This is a genomic window from Aeromonas rivuli, assembly GCF_000820045.1.
In the GTDB taxonomy this organism is placed as follows: Bacteria; Pseudomonadota; Gammaproteobacteria; order Enterobacterales; family Aeromonadaceae; genus Aeromonas; species Aeromonas rivuli.
This window is the reverse complement of sequence record NZ_CDBJ01000029.1, coordinates 1-531: the sequence shown is the minus strand read 5'-3', so window position 1 is coordinate 531 and position 531 is coordinate 1. Positions and strand designations below refer to the sequence as shown.

Genomic DNA, 531 nt, shown 5'->3' with positions numbered 1-531 from the left:
GTCTGGCAGTGGCCAGCCAGTGCCAAGCACGGTGCGGATAAAGGGGCGGTCGGCGCGGCCAAAGGCAAAGCCCAGTTCGACCAGGCTCCCCTCGATGGGGAACTGCAGCAGGCCCTGCTCAGGCCCGCCGAACATCACCGGCAGCGGCACGGCGCGATAGAGTGGGGTGGCGTCGTCCGCTTGGCCATCCTCGCCGAGCAGTTGCACATCCACGGCAAAGCGCGGTCGGAATGGGTCATTGAGCTGGCCAGCGGCGGCCTGGTCGCTGATGGCCTCGACCCGCCCAAACTTGGGCAGGTGCATTTTGTCGGCCAGCTCCGGGAACTCGCCTTCTATTTTGCGCCGCTCTGTGGATTTGACAGCTTTGCCCGGGGTGGTGGTGGTCAGGGTCATTTCATCGCCCTTGAGTCGCACCCGGGTAACGCGCTTGCCGTTAACCGTTGCCCCGGGTCGCATGGCGGGCACCGGTGCTAGGGTGATGAGGTTGCCCGCCTGGCGGGATGTCCAGGCTGCGTCTATATCCACCTCCCG

At 65.7% G+C, this 531-nt stretch carries 1 pseudogene; it reads right to left on the bottom strand.

The features are described from left to right. Positions 1-531: pseudogene (locus tag BN1130_RS22605) on the bottom strand (hypothetical protein); the annotation flags it as partial.